Source organism: Ensifer sp. (assembly GCF_035999185.1).
Lineage (GTDB): Bacteria > Pseudomonadota > Alphaproteobacteria > Rhizobiales > Rhizobiaceae > Ensifer.
Window position 1 is genome coordinate 1 of the sequence record NZ_DASYHB010000123.1, and the last position, 20,729, is coordinate 20,729.

The following is a 20,729-nucleotide window of genomic DNA, read 5'->3' on the forward strand; positions in this document are numbered from 1 at the left end:
TGTAGGCGACGGGCGTGGGCATGGATTCGTGTTCTCTGGTTCGTCGGGTACAGAATGACTTTGCTGGCCTGAGGTCAACAGGTCATCGTCGGCAACTGTCATATTTGCCCTATTGCATGTGAACGCCGGGTGAATTGTGACACCCTTGCTGTCATTTCGCCGCGTCGTCGTGGAAATGTTCGTAAACCAGCCGCGCCACGGTTTCGGAAATGCCGGCAACAGCCATCAGGTCGTTGACGCCGGCGCGCGAGACGGCCTTGGCGGTGCCGAAATGCGTCAGCAGCGCGCGCTTGCGCGTCGGACCGATGCCGGCAATCTCGTCGAGCGGGTTCTTGACCATCTCCTTCTTGCGGCGGGCCCGGTGCGAGCCGATCGCAAAGCGGTGCGCCTCGTCGCGCAGCCGCTGGATGAAGTAGAGAACCGGATCGCGCGGCGGCAGCGTGAAGCTGTCGCGGCCAAGCGCGAAGAAGCGCTCGCGCCCGGCATCGCGGTCGACACCTTTGGCGACGCCGATCGCGGTGACGCAGTCCTCGACGTCGAGCTCCTTGAGGATGGCGCGCACGGCGGTCATCTGCCCTTGGCCGCCATCGATGAGGATCACGTCCGGCCAGGCTGGGAAGGCGCTGTCCTCGTTTATCTCGGCGCTCCGGTCCGGCTTGCCCTCTTCCTTGAGCAGTCGCGAGAACCGCCGCGTCATGACTTCGCGCATCATGCCGAAGTCGTCACCGGGGGTGATGTCGGTCGATTTGATGTTGAACTTGCGGTACTGGCCTTTGACGAAGCCTTCAGGCCCCGCCACGACCATGCCGCCGACGGCATTGGTTCCCATGATATGGGAGTTGTCGTAGATCTCGATGCGGCGCGGCACACGCCCCAGCTTGAAGGTCTCGGAGAAGCCTTCGAGCAGGCGCGACTGCGAGGCGGTTTCGGCGAGCTTGCGGCCATGGGCTTCCCGTGCATTGGCAAGCGCGTGGTCGACGAGGTCCTTCTTTTCGCCGCGCTGCGGCACCTGGATCGCGACCTTGTATCCGGACTTCTCGCTCAGTGCCTGTCCGAGCAGCTCCTGCTCCTCGACGGCTTCGCAAAGCAGGATCTGCCGGGGACAGGGCTTGTCGTCATAAAACTGCGCCAGGAACTGCGAGAGTACCTCTGCCGTCGGCAACGACGGATCGGCCTTTGGGAAATAGGCGCGGTTGCCCCAGTTCTGCCCGGTGCGGAAGAAGAAGACCTGGATGCAGGAGATGCCGCCCTCGTGATGGATCGCAAAGACATCCGCTTCCTCGACGCCCGAGGGATTGATCCCCTGGTGGCTCTGGACGTGGCTGAGTGCTGCGAGGCGGTCGCGGTAAAGGGCCGCCCGTTCGAAGTCGAGATTCTCCGAGGCTTCGCCCATGGCGGCGGCAATCGTCGCCTTCACGGCCTGACTCTTGCCGGAAAGGAAGTCCTTGGCCTCCTGCACCAGTTCCGCATAACCAAGATCGCTGATCTCGCCGGTGCAGGGCGCCGAACAGCGCTTGATCTGGTAGAGCAGACAGGGGCGGGTGCGGGTCTCAAAGACGCTGTCGGTACAGGTGCGCAGCAGAAAGGCGCGCTGCAGTGAGTTGATGGTGCGGCCGACGGCGCCGGCCGATGCGAACGGACCGAAGAAGTCGCCCTTGCGGCTGCGCGCGCCGCGGTGCTTGTAGAGCGCCGGCGCCCGGCTGTCGCCGGTCACGAGAATGTAGGGAAAAGACTTGTCGTCGCGCAAAAGCACGTTGAAGCGCGGCCGCAAGCGCTTGATCAGATTGGCTTCGAGCAGCAGCGCCTCGATCTCGGTGCGCGTCGTCACGAACTCCATGTTCGCCGTCTCGCGCACCATGCGCGCGATGCGGTTGGAGTGGCCGCGCCCCTGCGCGTAGTTGCTGACGCGCTTCTTCAGGCTGCGAGCCTTGCCGACGTAGAGCACGTCGCCGGTCTCGTTGAACATGCGGTAGACGCCGGGACCGTTGGGCAAGAGCTTGACGAAGGCCTGGATCAGCTCCGCCCCCTTCAGGCCCTCGGTCTCCGTATGGTTCTCGTTCCATTCGACGATCGATGCGACGCTTGTTTCCGGAACCTCGATCAGATCGTCGTCGTCTTCCGTCTCGTTGCCGTCATAAAGGATGCCGCCGTCTGTCGGCACGCGTCCGTTCATTCCACTATCTCCCTGATGTCGGGCGTTTCCCAGGCGAGGTGCTGGCCCCCGTCCAGTGCGATCATCTGTCCGGTGATCGACGGTGTGTCGAACAGGAAGCGGATCGTGCGTCCGAATTCGTCGAGCGTCGGCCCGCGCTTCAGTATCAGTGCATCGACCTGCGCCTGAAAATCCTGAGGATTCTGCCGTTCATTTGGCAAGGTCGGCCCCGGGCCGATGCCGTTGACGCGGATGCGCGGAGCGAGTGCTTGCGCCATCGTCCGTGTCGCGGTCCAGAGCGCCGACTTGGACAACATATAGGAATAAAAGCGCGGATTGGGAGCCCAGACACGCTGGTCGATCACGTTGACGACAAGACCATCAACAGCTTCGGGAAGCTGGCGGGCAAATTCTCCGGTTAGAAGCGACGGCGCTTTGACGTGCAGCGCGAAGTGCTGGTCCCACACCGTCTCGTCGAAAGCGTCGAGGCTGTCCTTCTTGAAAAGCGATGCGTTGTTGACGAGCAGATCGATCGGGCCGAGCGCCTGCGTTGCGCGCTCGATCAGTGTCGATGTCGCGGCCGTATCGGTCAGGTCGGCGCGAATCGCGACGGCTTTTGTTCCTCTTGCGGAGAGGGATTCGGCCAGCGCCTCCGCTTCGCCGAAAGAGGCATCGGCATGAATGGCAATTGCGAAACCATGGCCCGCGAGGTCCTCAACTATAGCTTTGCCAATCCGCTTGGCGCCTCCGGTGACGAGAGCCGCCTTCAGTGCTTTCTTCAACGTTTCATCCTGCTTTTCGAATCTCTTGAGCCAGCCCCCGAAGATATAGGCAAGAAACGCCGGGCTGAAACACTCCCTGACAGTTCCTTGCCGAAAAATTAATGGAATTGGCGTAAATTGTATTATTTTGCGTTCTTATAGTATAACTTTCGTTAATCTTGAATTATGGTTAACAAATACCCTGTGGCGACAAAGCAACATCAAATTTTGGGCATGATTGCGCCACCAAAATTTCACATTTTGGCTCTTGTGAATCCGCATTTGCTGGGCAATTTCAGCTCAACCGGGCGGGTTAAATTAAAAGTTGCCCGATGTTTCACTGTGGGACCCCAAGCCCTCGGCGCATCGGGACGAAAAGGAGAATGTTTATGCGTACGCTCACAACCACCCTCATGGCTTCGGCTGTGTCCCTCATCGCCTTCCAGGCCGCCCAGGCTGCAGACGCGATCGACGAAGTTCCGGCAGCGCCGCAGGCCGAATACACCGAGCCGGCACAGAAGAACTGGTCGGGTGCCTATGTCGGTGGTACCGCCGATTGGAAGCATGGTAAGCATGATGCGACCGGCAACAACACCGCAGCCGGCTTCGGCGGCGGCCTCTATGGCGGCTACAACGTTCAGGACGGCCAGATGGTATACGGCGGTGAAGCCGATATCGGTTACTCCGGCCAGGATTCGACCAAGGGCAACCTGCGCATGAAGCAGGGCGTCAACGGCTCGCTCCGTGGTCGCGTCGGTGTCGATCTGAACCCGGTTCTCGTTTACGGTACCGCAGGTCTCGCCGTTGGCCAGACCAAGGGCTCCGTCGGCGGCGCTTCCGACAAGAACACCATGGTCGGCTGGACCGCAGGTGTCGGCGCGGAAACCTTCGTTACCGACAACATCACCGCACGCGTCGAGTACCGCTACACGGACTACGGTTCGAAGGACTTCCGCATGGGCGGCACCAACGTTTCGTCGGGCTACGACGAACACAGCGTTCGCGTCGGTATGGGCGTGAAGTTCTGATCGGCTTTCGCCAGATCGAGAAAAGGCCGGGGAGACCCGGCCTTTTTTATGCGCGTCTTACGCCTTGAACTTGGAATAGTCCGGGAAGTGCTTTTCGAACTTCGCCGGCCAGTTCTTGAGCTTGGCGCGTCCCTTCTGCCATTCGCCGGCAAAACGAAGCTCGATGTAGCGCAGCATCGCGGCCAGCGCGAAGTGGCCGGCATGGAGCTTGGCCCCGGTCTTCGGCAGATTGTCGTTCAGGTGATCGAGGCTGCGCTCGACCTTTTCCCACTGCCGGTCGATCCAGGGCTGGTGGATCTTTTCCGGCGGGTGCGAGCGTTTCTCGTAGACGATCGCGAGGAGGCTGTCGCACACACCGTCGCACAGCGCCTCCAGAAGCTCGACATCGGTACGCTTGCCGGCATTCTTCGGGTAGAGCTTGCCCTTGGTTTCGCGGTCGATGAAATGCATGATCGTGCGGCTGTCATAGATCGCCCGGTCATCATCGAGAAGAAGCGTCGGGATCTTGCCAAGCGGGTTGTTGTCGATCAGCTGCGCAGGGTTGGCGTTGGTGTCGGTCAGCACGCTTTCGGCGGCGTATCCGGCATAATGTGCCGCCATACGGACCTTGTTCGAATAGGGCGAGGCGGGCGAATACAAAATCTTCATCGACGGATTTTCTTTCATGGGACTTTCCTTCAGGGCGCCGGAGGCAACGAAACGCCGTTCTTCCGGCAGGCTTGGCGATTGACCTCGGGGCATGCCCTGAAGTTCAGCGATTTGTCGAAGCAGATCCGGACTTCCTCGAGCCGGTCGCCTTCGCAGGTCACGGCCACCGCATCCTTCGTCATGCCCGGGTTTTTCGCGACCAGTGCATCCTCAATGGCGGTGACGGACAAATTCGTCTGTCGCCTGGAAGGGGAGAGCTCCTGGGGCAGCGTCAGCCGGTTCCAGGCCGCCCGCGTCACGGCGAAATAGTCGTCCTGGCTGAGGCCGGAACAAGAACCGTGCTTGCGCCATTGATGGCCGATTAGCCCCATGGATGGAATGAGATCGAGATATTGGCGGCCAAGCGACGACGGCACGCGATCGGACTGCCGCGTCGGACAGAAATCGGGATAGCCCTTTTCGTTCTGCGGCCAGAGGCCATGCACGATCAGGCCACGATTGCGGCCGATCTCGCATTGGCTCGATTTTCCGACGGGATCGTTGTCGCCGCACCAGGTTGGAGACCAGGACAGCGACAGGACATAAAAATCGAACCCACTGCCGAGCGGAACGGCTGCGGTCGCTTTCGCGCTGTCGCTCGCCGTCGCCGCGGGCGCTTGCTTTTCAGTGTTCTGGTCGCTGCAGCCGGTGAGAACAGCCGCAACGAAAAGCGCCGGCAAAAGCCGGCGCCAAGTCCGGAGTGGCGTCATGATTACTGCAGCGATGCGCAGTGGGCGCCGTAGACATACCAGGGATCGAGCCCGCCGACGCAGAACTCGATGTTGCGGCCGACGCCGGCAAAGCCCCAGGGACGTTCGATGACATAGAAGAGCGAGCGCTGGTAGCCGTCTGTCATGACCGCGGTGGCGCGGCAATATTCACGCTCGACCAGATGCGTCTCGTCGCGGAACTCCTGCCGGTTCTGTCCCGTGTTGCGAATTTCGGCGATCGAAAGATTGGCGTGCAGGTAGTTTGCATCCCGGTATTCGAACCGGGACGTGATGAAGCCTAAAACGGAGGCCTCGCTGCAGACCCCGGCGTCGTAGGATTGTGTCTGGCCGCCGCCGATATAGTCGGCTGCGGATGCGCCCGGCGCCGCGGCGCCGGCGAGGGAAAGCGAGATGAGAAGCTTGGCGGCGAGGGTGCGAGTCATGGGCGTCTCCCTATATCGTCTGAGGAGATTGCGGTGCGTCGCGCCTGTCCGTCAAGCCCCTCCGGTTGCTCGCTCTTCGCCGCGCAGCCAGAAGCAGCGGCTGGACGCGAAGCGGTCCTGCGCCAGCCGCGCCTTCAGGAACGGCAACAGCAGGTCGAGCTCGCTCTTGAGCGTGAAGGGCGGGTTGACGATGATGAGGCCGGAGCCCGACAGGCCGGTGGTTTCGCGATCGCTGCGCACGGAGAGCTCGGCGCAGAGCATCTTCGGAATGTCGAGCGCCTTCAACGCCTCATGAAAGGCCTTGATCGGCGCGCCCTGCTTCAGCGGATACCACAGGCAATAGACGCCGCCCGTAAAGCGCCGGTAGGCACGCGCGAGGCCGTCGGCCAGCCGTTCGTACTCGCCTTCCTTTTCGAACGGCGGATCGACGAGCACCAGCCCGCGCTTTTCCTTCGGCGGCAGATGGGCGCCGAGCGCCAGCCAGCCGTCGAGTTCGGTGATCCGGCTCTGGAAGTCGCCGTCGAACAGCCGGTGTAGCGTTTCGTAGTCGTCCGGATGCAGTTCCATCGCCGACAGCCGATCTTGCGGGCGAAACAGCATGCGCGCAAGTTTCGGCGAGCCGGGGTAGAGGGTCAGTTCTGAGCCGGAATTAAGCGCGCGGACGGACGACAGATAGGGGCCGAGGATTGCGGCGATCTCGGGCGGCAGCTCGCCGTCAAGCAGCCGGCCGATGCCGTCGCGCCATTCACCGGTTTTCTGCGCCTCTTCGCTGGAGAGATCGTAAAGCCCGATGCCGGCATGGATATCGAGCACGCGAAACGCCTTTTCCTTCTGCTGGAGATAGGTGACGAGCCGTGCCAGCACCGCGTGCTTCAGGACGTCGGCAAAATTGCCCGCGTGGTAGATGTGCCGATAGTTCATGAGCGCCGCCGATGGCCGTTATCAATTGTTGCGATGGGTGAGCGATTGGCTCTTTGAGCCCGTTTGTCGATGCCATATAGAAAAGCCATGAACGTTGCGACCCCCATCAAAGCAGAAAAAAAGATCGGCCATTCGGTCTGTCCGCATGACTGTCCCTCCGCTTGCGCGCTGGAGGTGGACCTCACCGCCGAGGGACGGATCGGCCGTGTCCGCGGCGCGTCCGCCAATACCTATACGGCCGGAGTGATCTGCGCCAAGGTCGCGCGTTACTCGGAACGCATTTATCATCCTGATCGCCTCATGGTCCCGCAGCGCCGCAAGGGCGCCAAAGGGGAGGGAAGCTGGCAGCAGGTCAGCTGGGAAGCGGCCCTCGACGAGATTGCCGATCAGTTCATCCGTGCCGAGCAGAAACATGGTGCAGAGGCCATCTGGCCCTATTTCTATGCCGGCACGATGGGGCAGGTTCAGCGCGATTCCATCGAGCGACTGCGACACGCCAAGCGTTACTCCGGCTTCTTCGGCTCGATCTGCACCAACATGGCCTGGACCGGGTTCACCATGGCGACAGGTGCACTACGCGGTCCCGATCCGCGCGAAATGGCCAAGTCCGACTGCGTGGTGATCTGGGGCACGAACGCGGTCGCGACCCAGGTCAACGTGATGACCCACGCGGTGAAGGCGCGCAAGGATCGCGGCGCGAAGATCGTCGTCATCGACATCTACGACAATCCGACCGTCAAACAGGCGGACATGGGCCTGGTTCTGAAGCCAGGCACCGACGCGGCGCTGGCCTGCGCGGTGATGCACGTTGCCTTTCGCGACGGCTATGCCGACCGGGCCTACATGGCCGAGTTCGCCGACGACCCGGCCGGCCTTGAAGCCCATCTGCAATCGCGCGGACCCGAATGGGCGTCGGCCATCACCGGCCTCTCGGTCGAGGAAATCGAAGCCTTCGCCAGGCTCGTCGGCACCACGCCCAGAACCTATTTCCGCCTCGGCTACGGCTTCACCCGCCAGCGCAACGGTTCGGTCGCGATTCATGCGGCAGCGTCCGTGGCGACGGTTTTGGGATCGTGGAAACATGAGGGCGGCGGCGCCTTTCACTCCAACAACGACATCTTCAAGCTCGACAAGCGCGAACTGATCGGTTCGGCCTTCCACGATCCGGACGTGCGCATGCTCGACCAGTCGCAGATCGGCCGGGTGCTGACCGGCGATGCCGAAGCATTGCGCCATGGCGGACCGGTAACGGCCATGCTGATCCAGAACACCAATCCGGTGAATGTCGCGCCGGAGCAGCGGCTGGTGAAGCGCGGCTTCCTGCGCGACGATCTTTTCGTCGCCGTGCATGAGCAGTTCATGACCGATACGGCGGCGGTTGCAGATATCGTGCTGCCGGCCACCATGTTCCTCGAACATGACGATCTCTATCGTGGCGGCGGCCATCAGCACATTCTCATCGGCCCGAAGGTGGTCGAGCCGCCATCGACCGTGCGCACCAACCTCTTTGTCATCGAGGAACTGGCGAGACGCCTCGGCGTTGCCGATCATACCGGCTTCGGCCTGTCGGAGCGTGAGCATATCGACCGGCTGCTTGCCAATTACGGCATCGGCTATGACGAGATGACACGGGAAAAGTGGCTCGACTGCCAGCCGGCCTTCGAAGACGCCCATTACCTCAAGGGCTTCGGCCATCCGGACGGAAAGTTCCGCTTCAAGCCGGACTGGACGGGAACGCCAGCGGCAAACCGGCCGCCGAAGTCTATGGGCATCCAGGGACCGCACGCGGCGCTTCCGGCGTTTCCCGACCATGTCGACCTGATTGAGGTTGCCGACGCCACGCATCCGTTCCGCCTTGCAACGTCGCCGGCGCGGTCCTTCCTCAACTCCACCTTTGCCGAGACGCCGTCCTCGATCCAGAAGGAGGTTCGCCCGGAAGTAATGCTCCATGCCGAGGACGCCGCAGCGCTGGGCATTGCCGATGGCGATGTCGTTCAGCTGGGCAACGACCGCGGCGAAGTGCGCCTGCATGCGAAAGTCGGCGGCGGCGCGCGCCGTGGCGTGGTTATCGCTGAAGGCCTCTGGCCGAACGGCGCTCATCTCGACGGTGAGGGGATCAATGTGCTGACCGGTGCGGATGCGGTTGCGCCCTATGGCGGCGCGGCTTTCCACGACAACAGGGTCTGGGTTAGGCCCGCCTCCTAGAGTTTCTCATCGAACCGCAAACGAGGACCTTCATGAGCGGTGATCACCAGCATGCGGATGTCGCGGGCACGCCGGTCTCCCGGCTGTGGGCATCGCTCGGCCTGACAGGCGGCTTCATGCTGGCCGAGGTCGTCGGCGGTATCCTGACCGGCAGTCTGGCGCTGATTTCCGACGCCATGCACATGCTGACCGATACGGCGGCGCTTGCGATCGCCCTCGTCGCCATTCATGTGGGCCGGCGCCCGTCGGACCTGCTGCGCACCTACGGTTACGCCCGCTTCGAAATCCTGGCGGCCGCGTTCAACGCGCTGCTGTTGCTCGCCGTCGCCTTCTACATTCTTTACGAAGCCTGGAAGCGCTTGTCGGAACCGCAGGAGATCCAATCCGGCGGCATGTTGGTGATCGCCGTCATCGGCCTTCTCGTCAATCTCGCGTCGATGCGGTTGTTGACCAGCCACAAGGACGAGAGCCTCAACGTCAAGGGCGCCTATCTCGAGGTCTGGTCGGATATGCTTGGTTCGCTCGCGGTCATTGTCGGCGCGGTGATCATCTGGCTCACCGGCTGGCAATGGGTGGATTCGCTGCTGGCGGTCGCAATCGGCTTCATGGTCTTTCCACGCACCTGGGTGCTGCTGAAGGAATGTGTCAACATCCTGCTTGAAGGCGTGCCGCCGGGGATAAAGCTTGCCGACGTGCATGCGACGATTGCCGAGGTTCCAGGTGTTGCCTCGGTTCATGACCTGCACCTCTGGGCGATTACCCAGAGCCAACCATCTCTGACGGCCCATGCCGTGCTTGCCGAAGGCGCCGATGGCGAAACGGTGCGCCGGGCGATCGAGGAGCGGTTGCGCGAGGGGTTTGACCTGCACCACACGACGTTGCAAATGGAGCGGGAAGACCGTGCGGCAACGGAACATGTCCACTGAAGGCTGAAACAAGCCGGATCGCACTGCCAAAGAAGGATGTTGCATGAGCACCCATCACGACCCCCGCGTCAGGATCGTCGGCCGCCGCACTTTGTGGCGCGGCTTTGCACACCTGGAAGAAGTGACCTTCGAACAGCAAATGTCCGATGGCAAGACGGTAACGTTGAAGCGCGAGATCCATGATCATGGCAGCGCAGCCACGATCCTTCTGGTCGATGCCAACCGTCAAAGCGTGGTCCTGGTGCGCCAACTCCGGGTTCCCGTGTTGCTGCAGGGCGACCCGGCCTACCTGATCGAAGCGGCAGCCGGGCTGCTGGACGGCGATACGCCGGAAGAGGCAATCTGCCGCGAGGCGCTGGAGGAAACCGGCTACCACGTCCAGGATGTTATGCATCTTTTCGATATCTACATGAGCCCGGGTGCCCTGACCGAGCTTACGAGTTTCTTCGTCGGCCATATCGACGCGTTGGAGAAGCGCGGCGACGGTGGCGGCCTTGCCGATGAAGGCGAGGACATCGAAGTTCTGGAAATCCCCTTCGATGAAGCCTTCGCGATGATCGCAAGCGGTGAGATCCGCGATGGCAAGACCATCATGCTATTGCAGTGGGCGAAGCTAAACCGGCAGCAGCTGTTTGCCTAAGCGATTGTTTTGTAAGCAAATAATATATTACGGATATTTCACTTTTTGATCCGGATCGGGTAGGCTAAAGCGCTGATGTCCTCATCATCGACATGGGCGCCCCATGACATCCTTCCAACCGGAAATTGCAACCGACGACGAGCAGCAGCGGGAGGGAGGATGGCTCTCCTTCCTGCGCCGCAACCGTCGCTACCTCTCGGCCGCCGGTACGCTATTGGTGATCGCGCTTTTCGGCTTTGCGATCTTTCATCTGACATCCGAAGTTCAATACGACGAAGTCGTCCAGGCCCTGGCGGACACCCGTTGGACCTCGGTTGCCGCTGCGGTATTTTTCACCGCACTGAGCTTCCTCGCACTCACCTTCTATGACGTCAGCGCGCTCGACTATGTCAGGCGGAAACTGCCTTACGCCGATGTGGCGCTGACGGCGGCTTCGGCCTATGCGGTCGGCAACACGGCCGGTTTCGGTGCCTTGAGCGGCGGCGCAATCCGCTATCGTTCCTATTCGCGTCTCGGCATCGAACCGGAGAACATCGCCCGGATCATCGCCTTCGTGACGCTCGCCTTCGGGCTCGGGCTTTTGACGGTGACCTGCCTCAGCCTGCTTGCCGTTGGCGAGTATGTGGCGCCGATGACGGGTCTTGATCCGCTGCTGTTGCGCCTGATCGCCGCCGTCATCCTTGGCGGCCTGTTCATCGTGTTTTTTCTCGCACGCGATGGCCGCGAGGTCACTCTTGGGCGGCTGACGCTGCGGCTGCCGGATTCACGCACCGTCTCGCGCCAGTTCCTGGTAACCGCACTGGATCTCGCCGCTTCGGCGACGGTGCTCTATGTGCTGCTGCCTGCCGGCACGATCGGCTGGCCGGCTTTTCTCGCTGTCTATTCGGTGGCCGTCGGCGTGGGCGTTCTCAGCCACGTGCCCGCGGGGCTGGGCGTCTTCGAGACGATCATCATCGCGACGCTCGGCCACAATGCCGATGTCGACACCATTCTGGGGGCGCTCGTCCTCTATCGCGTGATCTATCACGTGCTGCCGCTGGTGATCGCGATCGCCGTCGTCATCGGTATCGAACTCAAGCAACTCTCGGGCCATCCGGTTGCCTCAAGCGTGCGGCGCATCGGCGGCAGGATGACGCCGCTCCTGCTTGCGACGCTCGGCATCGTGCTTGCCATCATGCTGGTGCTTTCGAGTGTCACGCCGACGCCGGATGAAAATCTTGCGTTCCTAGAAAGCCTGCTGCCGCTGCCGATCGTCGAGGGCGCCCACTTCCTTGCAAGTCTTCTCGGCCTTGCGCTTGTGGTTGTCTCCCGCGGTCTTGCCCTGCGGCTGGACGGCGCCTGGTGGGCATCGATCGCGATCGCGATCGCAGCCCTTCTGCTGTCGCTGATCAAGGCGGTCGCCGTGGTCGAGGCGGGCATGCTCGCCTTCTTCCTGCTCGGGCTCATCGTCAGCCGGCGTCTGTTCGTGCGTCCGGCCTCGCTTTTCGGACAGGCGCTGACGGTGCCCTGGCTGACGGCACTCGGGGTCATCTGCCTCGGAGCGCTTGTCGTGTTGCTCTTTGTCTATCGCGATGTCGAATACAGCCATGAACTCTGGTGGCAGTTCGAGTTTTCCGCCGAGGCGCCGCGCGGGCTCCGTGCGTTTTTGGGCGTCACGATCGGCGCGAGCATGCTCGCGATCTGGAGCCTGATGCGTCCGGCCACGGGCGCGGCCGAGCCTGCCTCCGACGATGCGATGGAACGGGCGCTTTCGATCGTCGAGGCGCAGGACATGTCCGACGCCAATCTGGTGCGCATGGGCGACAAGAGCCTGTTGTTTTCCACCGATGGGCGCGCCTTCATCATGTATGGCCAGCGCGCCCGCTCGTGGATCGCGCTCTTCGATCCGGTCGGGCCGATCGATGCCTGGCCGGAACTGATCTGGCAATTCATCGAGAAAGCGCGCGCCGCCGGCTGCCGGGCCGTTTTCTATCAGGTTTCTCCCGAGGGCCTTGCCTACTATGCGGACGCTGGCTTGCGCGCCTTTCGGCTCGGGGAGTTGGCCCGCGTCGATCTCGGTCGCTTCGAGATGAAGGGCGGTAAATGGGCGAACCTGCGTCAGCAGGTGAGCCGCGCCCAGCGCGACGGCCTTGAGTTTCGCGTCGTGCAGCCCGCAGATGTTCCGGAACTCCTGGGCGAATTGACCGCTGTGTCCGATGCCTGGTTGGCTCATCACAACGCCAAGGAAAAGGGCTTCTCGCTCGGCGCGTTCGATCCTGACTATCTGGCCGAGCAACCGGTTGCGATCCTCACATGCGCCGGACGGATCGTCGCCTTCGCCAACATTCTTGTAACGGCGACGAAGGAAGAGGGGACCGTCGACCTGATGCGGTTCTCGCCCGATGCGCCGAAGGGCGCCATGGACTTCCTTTTTGCCCAGGTGATGGAATACTTGAAAGCGGAAGGCTTCCGGGCATTCAATCTGGGCATGGCGCCCTTGTCCGGCATGTCGACGCGCCAGATCGCCCCGGTCTGGGACCGGGCGGGCCGCACCTTCTTCGAACACGGCGAACGCTTCTACAATTTCAAAGGTCTGCGCGCGTTCAAGTCGAAGTTTCACCCGCAATGGCAACCGCGCTATCTTGTCGCCAGTGGCGGCATCAACCCGATCCTCGCCTTGATGGATGCGACATTCCTGATTGGTGGCGGTCTGAAGGGAGTGGTGAAGAAATGATCGGTGTCGCAAACCGCTGGAAATGCCTTGCCTCAGCGTCGCTGCTGCTGGCGGCCGCCGTTCTTCCTGCTTCGGCCGAGGATGCGCCGAAGACCTATGATACCGGGATGATCCCGTCGCCACGCATTCTCCTGCCAAAGGAAAAAGCGGCGGCACTCGTGGTGTTGCTGTCGGACGCCGGCGGCTGGACCGACAAAGAGCAGGCGATCGCCGAAACGCTTTCCGGTGACAAGACTGTCGTCATCGGTATCGATCTCAAGGCCTATCTCGCCTCGCTCGCCAAGGACGATGGTGATTGCATCTACATGGTCTCCGACATCGAATCGCTCAGCCAGCAGGTTCAACGTGCCGTTGGGACCGAGGCATACCAATTGCCCGTTGTCGCTGGTGTCGGCGCCGGAGGAGCGCTGGCGCTTGCCATCGCTGCCCAGACACCGCCCGCCACCATCGGCCAGACGCTCGCGATTGATCCGGAAGAGGGGATCGCGCTTGAAAAGCAGCTCTGCACGCCGGCCGAGAAGGTGAAGAAGGGCGACCGCATGGTCTATGGCCTCACCGACGGCCCGCTGCCCGATCCGGTCTCCGTCGTCTTTTCGCCGGCGGCGTCTGCGGACGGGCGCGCCCATGTGGCGGCACTCGTTGCAAAGCATTCGGATATCGAACAGGAAGACAGCGACGACGATGCCTACACGACGCTCTCGGACCATCTCTCGGATATCATCGACAGCGAGAGCGATGCCGGGAACCCCTTCGGCCTGCCGCTGACCGTGCTCGAAGCAAAGCCGACACGCGACACGATGGCGGTGATCTATTCGGGTGACGGCGGCTGGCGCGACATCGACAAGGAGGTCGGCGACGTCCTGCAGCGAGAGGGCGTTCCGGTCGTCGGCTTCGATTCCCTGCATTATTTCTGGTCGGAGCGCGACCCGCAGGCGACGGCCGACGATCTGGCCAAGGTGATGAGCTACTACCGCAAGCACTGGAACGTGCGCAATGTGCTTCTGATCGGCTATTCCTTCGGCGCCGACGTTCTGCCGCGCACCTTCAATCTGTTGCCGTCAGGCGAAAAGGCCCATGTCCGCCAGGTGACGTTGATGGCGCTGTCGCACATGGTCGACTACAAGGTCTCGGTGCTCGGTTGGCTGGGTGCCTCGGGCGATGGCAAAGGCGGTGACCCGCTCGATGACATCAAGAGCATCGACCCCACGCTGGTGCAATGCATCTACGGCACGGACGAAGAAGATGATGCCTGCCCCAAACTCAAGGGCACCGGCGTCGATGTCATCGCCATCGAGGGCGGCCATCATTTCGATGAAGATTATCCGGCGCTGACTAGGCGGGTGCTTGACGCGCTCGATCGAAGGCTGGCGTCGGCGAAGTAAGAGGATGGGCGTCCTCCTCTGAACTGCCGGGCAGAGGAGGGAGCCAAGCCTGCGAGGGCCGTTGTCAGGGGGAAATCAAGCCGCCGGCGAAACCAGCGTGCCCGTCGCTTCGCCCGCTCCAGTGCTCACCGCGCGGCCGCCTTCCATGCGCACCTTGCCTTCCGCCATGAGCCGAAGCGCCATCGGGTAGGTACGATGCTCGACGGTGAGAAGCCGAGCCGCAAGGCTTTCGGATGTATCGCTGGGGAGAACGGGTACGACCGCCTGGGCGACGATCGGGCCTTCGTCCATGCCTTCTGTGACGAAATGCACGGTACAGCCGGCGACCTTCATGCCGGCGTCGATTGCGCGCTGGTGCGTGTGCAAGCCCGGAAACAGCGGCAGCAGCGAGGGGTGGATGTTGAGGATCCGCCCTTCGTGGCGCTGGATGAAGGTTGCCGAGAGCAGGCGCATGTAGCCCGCAAGGCAAATGATGTCGGGTGACAGGCGGTCGAGTTCGGCGAGGATCGCCGCCTCGTGGGCATCCTTGCTGTCGAAATCCTTGCGCAGGAAGCATCTCGTCGCAATGCCGAGTGCCGCCGCCTTGGCAAGGCCACCGGCATCCGCCTTGTCGGAGATGACAGCGACGATCTCGGCCGGAAAGCCCGGCTCGGCCGCAGCCTTTGCGAGCGCCAGCATGTTGGAGCCGCCGCCCGAAATGAAGACGACGACGCGCTTCCTGGCTGACGTCACGTCGATCGTCATAGGGCGAGGCTGCCCTTGTAGATCGTGCCGGCTTCGCCTTCGGCGCGCGCGACCATGCGACCGAGCGAAAACACCGTTTCGCCCTCAGCCGAAAGCGCGGCCGAGACTTCGGCGGCCTTGTCGGCCGGGACGACGACGATCATGCCGACGCCGCAGTTGAAGGTGCGCAGCATCTCGTTGGCGGCAACGCCACCGGTTTGAGCGAGCCACGAGAACACCTTCGGCGCCTTGATGGCGTCGAGATCGATTTCGGCCGCAAGGTGCTTCGGCAGCACGCGCGGAATGTTCTCGGGGAAACCGCCGCCGGTGATATGGGCGATCGCCTTGATCGATCCGGTTTCGCGGATCACCTTGAGGAGCGGCTTCACATAGATGCGCGTCGGCGTCATCAGGAGATCGGCAAGCGTGCCTTCGCCGAAGGGGGCAGGCGCATCCCAGGCAAGGCCCGAAAGCGTGACGATCTTGCGCACCAGCGAATAGCCGTTGGAATGAACGCCGGAGGAGGCGAGACCGAGGATGACGTCGCCTTCTGCGATGTCGCCGGCCGGCAGCAACTGGCCACGCTCGGCGGCACCAACGGCAAAGCCGGCAAGGTCATAATCGCCGCCCGAATACATGCCCGGCATCTCGGCGGTTTCGCCGCCGATCAGCGCGCATCCGGCATCCCGGCAGCCGGCAGCGATGCCGGCCACGATCGCTGCGCCCTGGTCCGGGTCAAGCTTGCCGGTCGCGAAGTAGTCGAGGAAGAACAGCGGTTCGGCGCCCTGGACCACCAGGTCGTTGACGCACATGGCGACGAGGTCGATGCCGACGGTATCGTGCTTGTTGGCGTCGATAGCGATTTTCAGCTTGGTTCCGACGCCATCATTGGCAGCGACCAGAACCGGGTCGTTAAAGCCTGCGGCCTTCAGGTCGAAGAGGCCGCCGAAGCCGCCGATCTCGCCATCGGCACCGGGACGCCGGGTCGAGCGCACATGCGGCTTGATCTTCTCGACCATCAGGTTGCCGGCGTCGATATCCACGCCCGCGTCGCTATAGGTGAGGCCGTTCTTTCCCGACTGGCTCATGCTCGTTCTCCAAGGCTCGTCGTGCGACAGGTATTTTGCGGATGCGATTGGCACGAGAGCCAAGGGAGTGCAAGCCGACAGGCCGCGTTGGCGGCGTTTTTTCACCATTTTGCCCATATCCCACGGTCGAAGATGAGCAGCATGGTGCCAATCCGCGCTGGATAGCCCTGTCAGGCTTGACCGGTGCCTGCACCGCCCCCTATCTCCTTGCCAGGATTGTGATACGCAAAAGGCGCCTGCGGAGCGTCACGGGGAGCGTCATGAATATGAAGGTCAGCGGTTCCGGACTGCAGCGCCAGATTGTCTTCTGGTTGCTGGTGCTTGCCGCGTTCATTGCGTTTCTCATGGTGTTCAGCTCGATCCTGCTGCCGTTCCTGGCCGGCATGGCGCTCGCCTATTTCCTCGACCCAGTCGCCGACAGGCTGGAACGCTTCGGCCTCAGCCGGCTGATGGCGACCGTCGTGATCCTGGTCGGCTTCGTCGTGGTCTTCGTGCTGGCGCTGATGGTGATCATCCCGGTCATCGTCAGCCAGGCCTCCGACTTCATCGCCAACATTCCCGGCTACGCCTCGAAACTGCAGGTGCTCGTCAACGAGGCGCAGACACGGTTGATCCCGGATTGGCTCGCAAGCCAGATGCCCTCGATCAAGCAGAGCTCCGGCAAGCTGCTGGAGCAGGGCGCTGCCTTCGTCGGCACGCTCTTCCAGCAGATCTGGAACTCCGGCGTGGCGCTGCTTGACGTTATCTCGCTGCTGGTCGTCACCCCCGTCGTCGCGTTCTACCTGCTGCTTGACTGGGACCGGATGGTCGAGAAGGTCGACAGCTGGGTGCCGCGCGACTACATTTCCGATGTGCGCCAGATCGCGCGCGACATGAACACGACCATTGCCGGGTTCGTGCGCGGCCAAGGTTCGCTCTGCGTCATTCTCGGTCTCTATTATGGTATCGGCCTGTCCCTGGTCGGCCTCAATTTCGGTCTGCTGATCGGCCTCTTCGCCGGCATGATCAGCTTCATTCCCTATGTCGGATCTATGGTCGGCCTGGTTCTTGCCGTCGGTGTCGCTCTGGTCCAGTTCTGGCCGGACTATCTGTGGATCGGCCTTGTCCTTGCGATCTTCTTCAGCGGTCAGTTCATGGAGGGCAACATCCTCCAGCCGAAGCTGGTGGGCAAAAGTGTCGGCCTGCATCCCGTGTGGCTGATGTTTGCGCTGCTTGCCTTCGGTGCGCTCTTCGGCTTCGTCGGCTTGCTTGTGGCGGTGCCGGCGGCGGCAGCCATCGGCGTGCTTGTCCGCTTCGGCATCCAGCGGTACCTTGATAGCGATCTCTATCACGGGCACGGCAAGGCTGCGGAAAAGAAGGCGAAGGGCGATCAGGCCGCCTGATTTCCGACGATTGTCCCGAGTACAGCATGACAAAACGCCCATTCGAACAACTGCCTCTGGCTTTTGAACATGATCCCGCGACGGGTCGTGACGATCTGCTCGTCTCCGACCGGCTGAGCGCTGCGATTTCGATCGTCGATCATTGGCCGGACTGGCCGTCGCCGGTCGTCATTATCGCCGGCCCGGTCGGCTCCGGAAAATCACACCTTGCGAGCATCTGGAAGGAGCGGGCAGGCGCTGAAGTGATCCACCCGCTTTCCGGCTCCGATGCCGCCGTGATCGCCAGAGAAAAGCCGGTTCTGTTCGAGGACGCCGATCGCAGCGGCTTCGACGACACGGAACTCTTCCATGTCATCAACAGTGTGCGCCAGAACGGCACCGGCCTCCTGATGACCACGCGGATTTGGCCGATGTCCTGGCCGGTGACGCTGCCTGATCTGCGTTCCCGTCTGAAGGCGGCGACTGTCGTCGAGATCGGCGAACCGGACGACGAGTTGCTGACGCAGGTGCTGATCAAGCTCTTCGCCGATCGCCAGCTCTTCGTCGACGAGCGGCTCGTCGGCTACATCGTCCAGCGCATGGAGCGGTCGCTGGAGGCGGCGCAGACGATCGTCGAGCGCATCGACCTTCTGGCGCTCGCCCGCGGCACCAAGCTCACCCGCACGCTGGCCTCGGAAGTGCTCGAAGAGCTTGGAAATCAACGCCGGTCCGATTGACTGTCACAGAACCGTCGTCAAACTGTTATAGCCGGTGCAGCCGGAGCAATGGGATCTGATGAGCATGGATAACGCGATATCTGCGGTGAACGAAAACCACGCGTCAGTGGACGAGATCGATCTGTTGACCAGCCCGCAGCGCTTCATCAATCGCGAATTCTCCTGGCTGCAGTTCAATCGCCGTGTGCTTGAAGAGACGCTGAACACCGCGCATCCGCTGCTCGAGCGCGTCCGCTTCCTGTCGATCTCGGCGGCCAACCTCGACGAGTTCTTCATGGTGCGCGTCGCCGGTCTTGAAGGGCAGGTGCGCCAGGGGCTCTCCATGCGCTCGCCCGACGGCAAGACGCCGGTCGAGCAACTTGAAGACATTCTGAAGGAAATCGACAACCTGCAGATGGAGCAGCAGGCATCGCTTGCCGTGCTGCAGCAGTACCTCGCCAAGGAAGACATCCTGATCGTGCGCCCGGCGTCGCTGTCGGCGCAGGACAGGAGCTGGCTTGCCAACGAGTTCGACCAGTCGATCTTCCCGGTGCTGACGCCGCTGTCGATCGACCCGGCCCACCCGTTCCCGTTCATTCCGAACCTCGGCTTTTCCATGGGCCTGCAGCTTGTCAGCAAGACCGGCCGCGAGCCGATGACGGCGCTCCTGCGCCTGCCGGTGGCACTCGACCGCTTCATCCGGCTGCCGGACGCCAAGAACGTCATCCGTTACATCACGCTCGAAGACATGGTCAGCCAGTTCATCGACCGGCTGTTTCCCGGCTACGAGGTCAAGGGGTCCGGTACCTTCCGCATCATTCGCGACAGCGATATCGAAGTCGAGGAAGAGGCCGAAGATCTCGTGCGCTTCTTCGAGACGGCGCTGAAGCGCCGCCGCCGCGGTTCGGTGATCCGGATCGAAACCGATTCGGAGATGCCGGCGTCGCTGCGCCAGTTCGTCGTGCAGGAGCTCGGCGTCCCGGAAAACCGGATCGCCGTCCTGCCCGGACTGCTCGCACTCAACACTTTGTCCGAAATCACCAAGGCTCCACGCGACGATCTGCGTTTCGAGCCGTACAATCCGCGTTTCCCCGAGCGCGTGCGCGAGCACGCCGGCGACTGCTTGGCGGCGATCCGCGAGAAGGACATGGTGGTCCACCACCCCTACGAATCCTTCGACGTCGTCGTGCAGTTCCTGCTGCAGGCTGCGCGTGATCCTGAAGTCGTTGCCATCAAGCAGACGCTCTATCGGACGTCCAACGACAGCCCGATCGTGCGCGCGTTGATCGATGCGGCGGAAGCCGGCAAGTCGGTGACGGCGTTGGTCGAGCTCAAGGCCCGTTTCGACGAAGAGGCTAACATCCGCTGGGCGCGCGACCTTGAGCGCGCCGGCGTGCAGGTCGTCTTCGGCTTTATCGAACTGAAGACTCACGCCAAGATGTCGATGGTGGTCAGGCGCGAAGAGGGTAGGCTCAGGACCTACTGCCACCTCGGTACCGGCAACTATCACCCGGTGACTGCCAAGATCTACACGGACCTGTCGTTCTTCACCTGCAATCCCGTGATCGCCCACGACATGGCGAACATCTTCAACTTCATCACCGGCTACGGCGAACCGGAAGCGGGCATGAAACTGGCGGTCTCGCCGCATACGCTGCGACCACGCATCCTCAAGCACATCGAGGAAGAGATCGAGCATGCCAAGGCCGGGCGCCCGGCTTCGATCTGGATGAAGATGAATTCGCTGGTCGACCCGGAAATTATCGATGCGCTCTATAAGGCCAGCCGCTCCGGTGTCGAGATCGACCTTGTGGTGCGCGGCATCTGCTGCCTGCGTCCGCAGGTTCCGGGGCTATCGGACAACATCCGTGTCAAGTCCATCGTCGGTCGATTCCTCGAACATTCCCGCATATTCTGCTTTGGCAACGGACATGGGCTTCCATCGGAAAATGCCCTTGTCTATATCGGCTCGGCGGATATTATGCCGCGCAATCTGGACCGGCGGGTCGAGACGCTCGTGCCTCTCATCAACCGGACTGTGCACGAACAGGTTCTGTCGCAGATCATGCTGGGAAATCTCATCGACAACCAGCAGAGCTACGAAATTCTTCCTGATGGCACGTCGCGCCGGATGGAAGTCGGCAAGGATGCCGAGCCTTTCAACGCGCAGCACTATTTCATGACCAACCCCAGCCTCTCCGGCCGGGGCGAGGCCCTGAAGTCCAGCGCACCGAAGCTCATTGCCGGCTGGAAGAGCGGCTGGCGCAAATAAA

17 protein-coding genes are annotated in these 20,729 nt (G+C 62.2%); 9 read left to right on the forward strand and 8 right to left on the reverse strand.

What is annotated here, in order from left to right:
- Window positions 1-151: 151 nt before the first annotated feature.
- Both uvrC and VGO04_RS15950 read right to left on the reverse strand, forming a co-directional pair.
- Window positions 152-2,173: an excinuclease ABC subunit UvrC gene (gene uvrC / locus VGO04_RS15945; RefSeq protein WP_327496941.1), complete on the reverse strand. Its 2,022-nt coding sequence runs from the start codon at window positions 2,171-2,173 to the stop codon at window positions 152-154.
- Window positions 2,170-2,934, reverse strand: coding sequence for an SDR family oxidoreductase (locus VGO04_RS15950; RefSeq protein ID WP_327496942.1), 765 nt, complete (start codon window positions 2,932-2,934; stop codon window positions 2,170-2,172). The genes uvrC and VGO04_RS15950 overlap by 4 nt, the downstream gene beginning before the upstream one ends.
- A gap of 368 nt (window positions 2,935-3,302) precedes the next feature.
- On the opposite strand from VGO04_RS15950, the gene VGO04_RS15955 reads away from it, so the two are divergent.
- Window positions 3,303-3,941 (forward strand): outer membrane protein, encoded by a 639-nt coding sequence (locus VGO04_RS15955; RefSeq protein ID WP_327496943.1) that lies wholly within the window; start codon window positions 3,303-3,305, stop codon window positions 3,939-3,941.
- 57 nt (window positions 3,942-3,998) lie between these two features.
- On the opposite strand, the gene VGO04_RS15960 is transcribed toward VGO04_RS15955, so the two are convergent.
- From VGO04_RS15960 to VGO04_RS15975, 4 genes are read right to left on the reverse strand one after another with little or no spacing between them, the layout of a single operon-like run.
- Window positions 3,999-4,589, reverse strand: coding sequence for a glutathione S-transferase (locus tag VGO04_RS15960; protein ID WP_327496962.1), 591 nt, complete (start codon window positions 4,587-4,589; stop codon window positions 3,999-4,001).
- A gap of 29 nt (window positions 4,590-4,618) precedes the next feature.
- Entirely contained in the window at window positions 4,619-5,338 is a 720-nt protein-coding gene (locus VGO04_RS15965; protein WP_327496944.1) for a ribonuclease T2 family protein, read from the reverse strand.
- Window positions 5,339-5,340: 2 nt separating this feature from the next.
- A complete protein-coding gene (locus VGO04_RS15970; protein ID WP_327496945.1) occupies window positions 5,341-5,781 on the reverse strand; it encodes a hypothetical protein in 441 nt (146 codons plus the stop codon).
- A 51-nt stretch (window positions 5,782-5,832) separates the two neighbouring features.
- Entirely contained in the window at window positions 5,833-6,702 is an 870-nt protein-coding gene (locus VGO04_RS15975) for a 23S rRNA (adenine(2030)-N(6))-methyltransferase RlmJ (protein ID WP_327496946.1), read from the reverse strand.
- Between the two features lie 69 nt (window positions 6,703-6,771).
- Here VGO04_RS15975 and VGO04_RS15980 point away from each other — a divergent pair, with 69 nt between their 5' ends.
- The 5 genes from VGO04_RS15980 (at window position 6,772) to VGO04_RS16000 (ending at window position 14,568) form a co-directional block, all read left to right on the forward strand.
- A complete protein-coding gene (locus VGO04_RS15980; protein WP_327496947.1) occupies window positions 6,772-8,907 on the forward strand; it encodes a molybdopterin oxidoreductase family protein in 2,136 nt (711 codons plus the stop codon).
- A gap of 32 nt (window positions 8,908-8,939) precedes the next feature.
- The gene (locus VGO04_RS15985; RefSeq protein WP_327496948.1) at window positions 8,940-9,833 is read left to right on the forward strand and encodes a cation diffusion facilitator family transporter; all 894 of its coding nucleotides are present in this window, start codon (window positions 8,940-8,942) and stop codon (window positions 9,831-9,833) included.
- A 43-nt stretch (window positions 9,834-9,876) separates the two neighbouring features.
- Window positions 9,877-10,473 (forward strand): NUDIX domain-containing protein, encoded by a 597-nt coding sequence (locus VGO04_RS15990; protein WP_327496949.1) that lies wholly within the window; start codon window positions 9,877-9,879, stop codon window positions 10,471-10,473.
- Between the two features lie 103 nt (window positions 10,474-10,576).
- The gene (gene mprF, locus VGO04_RS15995) at window positions 10,577-13,186 is read left to right on the forward strand and encodes a bifunctional lysylphosphatidylglycerol flippase/synthetase MprF (RefSeq protein WP_327496950.1); all 2,610 of its coding nucleotides are present in this window, start codon (window positions 10,577-10,579) and stop codon (window positions 13,184-13,186) included.
- Window positions 13,183-14,568, forward strand: a complete 1,386-nt coding sequence (locus VGO04_RS16000) for a virulence factor family protein (RefSeq protein ID WP_327496951.1) — start codon at window positions 13,183-13,185, stop codon at window positions 14,566-14,568. The genes mprF and VGO04_RS16000 overlap by 4 nt, the downstream gene beginning before the upstream one ends.
- A gap of 75 nt (window positions 14,569-14,643) precedes the next feature.
- Here the strand turns inward: VGO04_RS16000 and purN are convergent, their stop codons facing one another.
- Together purN and purM are read right to left on the reverse strand one after the other, a co-directional pair.
- On the reverse strand, window positions 14,644-15,312 hold the full coding sequence (gene purN / locus VGO04_RS16005) for a phosphoribosylglycinamide formyltransferase (protein WP_414650551.1): 669 nt from the start codon (window positions 15,310-15,312) through the stop codon (window positions 14,644-14,646).
- Window positions 15,309-16,379 (reverse strand): phosphoribosylformylglycinamidine cyclo-ligase, encoded by a 1,071-nt coding sequence (gene purM, locus VGO04_RS16010; RefSeq protein WP_327496952.1) that lies wholly within the window; start codon window positions 16,377-16,379, stop codon window positions 15,309-15,311. The genes purN and purM overlap by 4 nt, the downstream gene beginning before the upstream one ends.
- A gap of 260 nt (window positions 16,380-16,639) precedes the next feature.
- Between purM and VGO04_RS16015 the strand changes: the two genes are divergently transcribed.
- The 3 genes from VGO04_RS16015 (at window position 16,640) to VGO04_RS16025 (ending at window position 20,728) form a co-directional block, all read left to right on the forward strand.
- On the forward strand, window positions 16,640-17,761 hold the full coding sequence (locus VGO04_RS16015) for an AI-2E family transporter (RefSeq protein ID WP_333783781.1): 1,122 nt from the start codon (window positions 16,640-16,642) through the stop codon (window positions 17,759-17,761).
- A 26-nt stretch (window positions 17,762-17,787) separates the two neighbouring features.
- Window positions 17,788-18,477, forward strand: coding sequence for a DnaA regulatory inactivator HdaA (gene hdaA, locus VGO04_RS16020; protein ID WP_327496953.1), 690 nt, complete (start codon window positions 17,788-17,790; stop codon window positions 18,475-18,477).
- Window positions 18,478-18,541: 64 nt separating this feature from the next.
- On the forward strand, window positions 18,542-20,728 hold the full coding sequence (locus VGO04_RS16025; RefSeq protein WP_327496965.1) for an RNA degradosome polyphosphate kinase: 2,187 nt from the start codon (window positions 18,542-18,544) through the stop codon (window positions 20,726-20,728).
- The last annotated feature ends 1 nt before the right edge of the window (window position 20,729 follow it).

Excerpts from the sequence above, each read along its gene's own strand:
- uvrC (WP_327496941.1), bottom strand. The coding sequence starts at position 2,173 with ATGAACGGACGCGTGCCGACAGACGGCGGCATCCTTTATGACGGCAAC.
- VGO04_RS15955 (WP_327496943.1), top strand. The coding sequence starts at position 3,303 with ATGCGTACGCTCACAACCACCCTCATGGCTTCGGCTGTGTCCCTCATC.
- VGO04_RS15960 (WP_327496962.1), bottom strand. The coding sequence starts at position 4,589 with ATGAAGATTTTGTATTCGCCCGCCTCGCCCTATTCGAACAAGGTCCGT.
- VGO04_RS15965 (WP_327496944.1), bottom strand. The coding sequence starts at position 5,338 with ATGACGCCACTCCGGACTTGGCGCCGGCTTTTGCCGGCGCTTTTCGTT.
- VGO04_RS15970 (WP_327496945.1), bottom strand. The coding sequence starts at position 5,781 with ATGACTCGCACCCTCGCCGCCAAGCTTCTCATCTCGCTTTCCCTCGCC.
- VGO04_RS15975 (WP_327496946.1), bottom strand. The coding sequence starts at position 6,702 with ATGAACTATCGGCACATCTACCACGCGGGCAATTTTGCCGACGTCCTG.
- VGO04_RS15980 (WP_327496947.1), top strand. The coding sequence starts at position 6,772 with ATGCCATATAGAAAAGCCATGAACGTTGCGACCCCCATCAAAGCAGAA.
- VGO04_RS15985 (WP_327496948.1), top strand. The coding sequence starts at position 8,940 with ATGAGCGGTGATCACCAGCATGCGGATGTCGCGGGCACGCCGGTCTCC.
- VGO04_RS15990 (WP_327496949.1), top strand. The coding sequence starts at position 9,877 with ATGAGCACCCATCACGACCCCCGCGTCAGGATCGTCGGCCGCCGCACT.
- mprF (WP_327496950.1), top strand. The coding sequence starts at position 10,577 with ATGACATCCTTCCAACCGGAAATTGCAACCGACGACGAGCAGCAGCGG.
- VGO04_RS16000 (WP_327496951.1), top strand. The coding sequence starts at position 13,183 with ATGATCGGTGTCGCAAACCGCTGGAAATGCCTTGCCTCAGCGTCGCTG.
- purN (WP_414650551.1), bottom strand. The coding sequence starts at position 15,312 with ATGACGATCGACGTGACGTCAGCCAGGAAGCGCGTCGTCGTCTTCATT.
- purM (WP_327496952.1), bottom strand. The coding sequence starts at position 16,379 with ATGAGCCAGTCGGGAAAGAACGGCCTCACCTATAGCGACGCGGGCGTG.
- VGO04_RS16015 (WP_333783781.1), top strand. The coding sequence starts at position 16,640 with ATGAATATGAAGGTCAGCGGTTCCGGACTGCAGCGCCAGATTGTCTTC.
- hdaA (WP_327496953.1), top strand. The coding sequence starts at position 17,788 with ATGACAAAACGCCCATTCGAACAACTGCCTCTGGCTTTTGAACATGAT.
- VGO04_RS16025 (WP_327496965.1), top strand. The coding sequence starts at position 18,542 with ATGGATAACGCGATATCTGCGGTGAACGAAAACCACGCGTCAGTGGAC.